Source organism: Microcoleus sp. F4-D5 (assembly GCF_036704885.1).
GTDB lineage: Bacteria > Cyanobacteriota > Cyanobacteriia > Cyanobacteriales > Microcoleaceae > Microcoleus.
Genome location: NZ_JAUBSX010000161.1, coordinates 1 through 4,478 on the forward strand (window position 1 = coordinate 1; position 4,478 = coordinate 4,478).

Below are 4,478 nucleotides of genomic sequence, written 5' to 3' on the forward strand. Positions count from 1 at the left end.
TACTTATTATCTCGGATGATTCACTTTTATCCCCTCCATCTGCCTATGTGCCAGTTGGGGGTGCGGAATGTGGGATCAATAGCCTTCGATCGTATGAAACAACTGCCATTTGTTTGTGTCGCTTCACTAGAGATAGTTGCTGCAATTACTCTAGACATTGCATTTGGTTCTAGCCAATTTAATGATGCTAGCGCCAGAAATTATTCTTAGGCGCTAACAGCAAAGGTATTTGCCACAGTGCACAGTTGTCCGTCAATACACAAGCAGCAAACTAATTGAACCTACCTCCATGCAAAAAATGAAAATCTGGGTGAACTAGCCACTACTTATACCCATGCAACGAGCAAACCGCACTGGGTAGGGACGATCGTACTTGTGAGTGCGATCCCCCCAAACCATTCGAGAAAATCGGAAAGTTCCTGCTTGCGATCTTCGACATTATCGGCAAGGATCAGAATTTGTTTGCCGCTGCTGCGTTCAATAATCGCGCGAACGTCGTCTTTATAAGGCCGCTTCGCGTGATCTACAAACACCAAATCCGGCAGCGGTATCTCATTGGGAATTTGCCTAATTGCCTCCTCAGAAGGACAAATCCACTGCCGAATCTGGCTATCTATTCCTGCTTGTTGAAAGTGTTCCCCGGCTTGCTCTGCTACAGATTTATCGAACTCGACGGTGTGGATGATAGCCTGAGAATCTCCAAGTGCGAGGTAGCAGGTAGAGAGACCGTATCCAGTACCGAGTTCAAGGATAGTCTTTGGTCGTACAGCAGCAACAACAGCTTGCAAAATTGGGCCGGTATCTTGACGAATCGGATTTCGCCAAGCACTTTCGCCGTACTGTTCGCCACCGAGGACACGGATTTTTTCAATTACGGCTAAAACTTGTTGGTTCATATGTAAAAGTGCGTGCGATCGTCCTATGCGAGTTAAACAGGACGATCGCACAAACTTTATTTGTACGGTGGGAACTGCCCGCCAAAACTCTACAGGTGGTGTAAAAGTTCAGTCTGTGCGATCGTCCGATTTGAGTTAAAAAGAGAAGGTGGTTCTGATTGCTCCGACAACAACATCCGGGTTGCGATCGTCATGGTTGGGGGCGGTCAACCAAAAGATACCAGGAGTAATCGTGATATTGTCGGTCAGTCGATGGGTATAAAAGGCTTCAACGTGAAATCCCACGTCGCGATCCTTGCGCTGTCCGGCAGGTAAACCAATCGCTTGAGCGATCGCCCCATTGCTCGTACCAGTCAACCGAGGTTGCACCCCAAAAACAAGACCAGCTAAGTTGCCTTCTTTGCCCAAGTCATAAAAAGCTAGAGAAAAACGATAGTCCACCACATTAGCATCTCCCTTCGTACCCTTGCCCAAGGTACGAGCATTGATCAAACCGACAGAACCGCTCAACCCCAAAGTCCGGGAGACTCGATAAGAGATTCCAGGAAGATAGGTGTTGGCGACAACTGCTCCTGCCCCTTGAATTTGAGCAGCGTTACTGCCGCTAAACGTATCAACCCCAAATTGAGGAGAGTATAAGTGGACATAATTTAAAGAAATATCGAGCGGGCCGAAATCGAAGACCGTTCGTACAGAACCACTGTAGCCAGCTTTGGAGAAACCTACACTCGGGTCGTTAGTCCGGAATTCGCTGCCGGCGGCGAAATCGAAGTTCAACCACGGAGTTGCTTTCCACTGTACGCCAATCCCTGTCTGCTGAATGGCGGGATACAGAATCGGGTTGATTGAACCAAAGTACGATAGAGCTCCTGTAGTCGGACTGGCAAATGGACTCAGGGGTGCTGAAAGTAGCCGGTTGCTAGAAAAGGCATTTAAAGAAACCAGCAGTTTGTCACCCACCGGGAAGCGGTATCCCAATCCGATCAAATTCAAACTTCCATTTCCTGATATGTCGGATGGCAGGAAACGAGTTTCATCAGTCGGACCGCTGAGACGACCTTGCGGAAATTCGGTAGCTGCGTTAAGTGGCCTTAAATTTATGGCTTCCATAACGACGAACAAGCTGTCTTTACCCGTGAAGCTGCTATTCAAGTTGAGTTGGAGTCGATAGCCGAATGTAGTGTTATTCGCTTCGCTAGCATTTTTGCCAAAAGCATCTCCCAGATAAGTCAACACCTGACCCGTCAGCTTTGTGGTGGTGGAGAATTGGTTGGCTTCGAGTTCTGCTGTGCGAGCTTCCAAAGCATCGACGCGGCCCCGCAGGGTTGCCAATTCCGCTGCAAATTCTTCTTGCAGCCGTTGGACGGCAAGCAAGTCTTCTTTGGTCGCTAAGTTCGTCCCAGCGTTAATTAGCTCTCTCACCTTATCCAAGCAAGCGTTTAAGCCGGCGGCAAATTCGTAGCGGGTCATTGCCCGGTTGCCGCGGTAGGTGCCGTCGGGATAGCCTGCGATACAACCGTACCGTTCGACTAGAGATTGCAATGCTTGAAATGCCCAATCTGTTGGCTTCACGTCGGATAGCTGAGAGACTGAGGTCACTTGATCCATCGACGATGTGTTGTCTTCTGATAATTCCCGGTTGAGGGGATTTTGCAAGTCAGGCTCAACAGGGGTATCCCGATCGAGAAGCGATGATTCGGGGTTGGGGGTTTTTTCCCTTACTGGCTCAATTGAGGTATCTGCTTGTGGAAGTTCTGCTGTTAGCCCTGAGACAGGAATCACTTGTTGGGTCCAGGTGTTCTCTGGCAACGGATCGGAAACTAGGGAATTTTCCTTTGTTGGCTCTGACCCTGTTTCCAGATTTGAACCGATCTGTTGACTGAAATCTGCCGTTTTGTGCGTTGCTATTGGTTGGTTAGTAGGGGTTGGAAGCACGACGCCGTTCGGGGAGTTCTCGCTCACCTTTTCACCGCTAACTGGCGTTGCTATTTCAGTATTAGTAGGGGTTAGAAGCACGACGCCGTTCGGGGAGTTCTCGCTCACCTTTTCACCGCTAACTGGCGTTGCTATTTCAGTGTTAGTAGGGGTTGGAAGCACGACGCCGTTCGGGGAGTTCTCGCTCACCTTTTCACCGCTAACTGGCGTTGCTATTGGTTGGTTAGTACGGGTTGGGAGCTGCACGCCGTTCGGGGAGTTCTCGCTCACCTTTTCACTGCTAACTACTGATTCTGGCAGTGGATCTGCTTCGACATTATTTATTTGGGGATCGGTTTCTTCGCTGTTGGTTGGTAAAGCTGTTGGTTCTTCAGTAATTGGGGAATCGACTGCGCGGGCGACCGCCAACGGCATCAGTCCACTGCCTAAAACAGCTAGCGTAACTACTAAAGTTTTGCCAAAAAGTGTATTCATTGTATATTTACCTCACATCCTAGTGGGTAACATATCACAGCTTGCGTACTTACTCACTTTTTTTTTGTTTGCTGCGAGCAAGCAATTTCCCACTTTTTTTGTTGCGTGTGATGGGTAGCTTGCTACAATCAATTATTTGAGGTATGCGAACCTAAAAACTTAATCCTGCTTTTAGCGGAGTGTGAGTAACGTAGCGTTACAATAGCTTTACACGTCGAGCGAACACAGAATACCTAAAGCAGAGGAAGAAAAATTTAGCCAGTGAGATGCAGTTTGGTATGAGAGCAATTTGGGGTTTTTGTTGGTTTTTGGCGTTACTTTTGTGGTGCGGTAGTGCCAGTGCGGGAGTTTTGAGCGATCGCATATCCAGTTTTCCCAATTGGCAAGGCAAACCTCCTATCGCTTTAGCTAAGGGAGATTTGGTTTATCCAGATTGGATGGCCGGCACTTGGAATGTTGCGAGCACTTTGGTAGATTTAGCATCTCCTTTAGCCCCAAATATTATGACGCCCGGTTTTGAAGGCAACCGTCGCTATTTGCAGCAGCCGATATTGTTTAAAGTCCGGTTTCAACCAGAAAAAAATATTGGTTTTGGTTCTAATTATATATCTAAAAAAGCTACAAAAATTGTAGCCGATCGCACTTTTAACGGTTTGAATATTGCCAAGGCTTATTTAGGCGACGGTGGCGTACTTTCGGTAAAAGTCGATCCGAACAATCCCAACCGCCAAATTACAGTTTTGAAAGGGGAACGCCAATTAATTTCGATTGTTACCAGTCGGGGAACTGAGACGCCGAATCCTCGCGAGTTTGTATCGACAGAGATTTCTCAGCAGGTGTTTCGGGGAGAGTCTGATATTTATTTAAACGAGGTGGAAACAACCACGGCTTATCGAGTTGTTGGAGGCGGAGAAAATGGCGATTCTGCCAGTAAGAGAATTGAGGCGGATCAGGTGACAGCGATTTATTTGTCGCCGCAAGACCCGGATTATTTTGCTGCTGGAGGGCATCCTGTGGCTTTGTACCGATATCGGTTGGAGTTGCTGCCGGCATAATTCAAGCTGTCATCTCGATCGACCTAGCAACGATCGGCCTGGCGATCGCCCATCTCTCCCCTGTCATCAGCTTTCCTAATCACAGCCATCAGTTTAACTGTCGTTACACCCCTTTACA

General features: G+C 48.0%; 4 protein-coding genes. 2 read left to right on the forward strand and 2 right to left on the reverse strand.

The features are described 5' to 3' along the window. The coding region (locus QUA80_RS33060; protein ID WP_333429123.1) for a hypothetical protein at positions 1–210 on the forward strand (210 nt) is incomplete at its 5' end. A gap of 116 nt (positions 211–326) precedes the next feature. Here QUA80_RS33060 and QUA80_RS33065 read toward each other — a convergent pair. Next, complete coding sequence (locus QUA80_RS33065; RefSeq protein ID WP_333429124.1) at positions 327–896, reverse strand: class I SAM-dependent methyltransferase; 570 nt, start codon at positions 894–896, stop codon at positions 327–329. A 135-nt stretch (positions 897–1,031) separates the two neighbouring features. Beyond that, complete coding sequence (locus QUA80_RS33070; RefSeq protein WP_333429125.1) at positions 1,032–3,305, reverse strand: iron uptake porin; 2,274 nt, start codon at positions 3,303–3,305, stop codon at positions 1,032–1,034. A gap of 278 nt (positions 3,306–3,583) precedes the next feature. On the opposite strand from QUA80_RS33070, the gene QUA80_RS33075 reads away from it, so the two are divergent. Beyond that, positions 3,584–4,360 carry a DUF6816 family protein gene (locus tag QUA80_RS33075; RefSeq protein ID WP_333429126.1) on the forward strand — a complete coding sequence of 259 codons (777 nt, stop codon included), beginning with the start codon at positions 3,584–3,586 and terminating at the stop codon, positions 4,358–4,360. Positions 4,361–4,478 lie beyond the last annotated feature (118 nt).

What these genes read in the sequence shown, in the direction of transcription:
- QUA80_RS33065 (WP_333429124.1), bottom strand. Translation starts at nt 896, where the DNA reads ATGAACCAACAAGTTTTAGCCGTAATTGAAAAAATCCGTGTCCTCGGT.
- QUA80_RS33070 (WP_333429125.1), bottom strand. Translation starts at nt 3,305, where the DNA reads ATGAATACACTTTTTGGCAAAACTTTAGTAGTTACGCTAGCTGTTTTA.
- QUA80_RS33075 (WP_333429126.1), top strand. Translation starts at nt 3,584, where the DNA reads ATGAGAGCAATTTGGGGTTTTTGTTGGTTTTTGGCGTTACTTTTGTGG.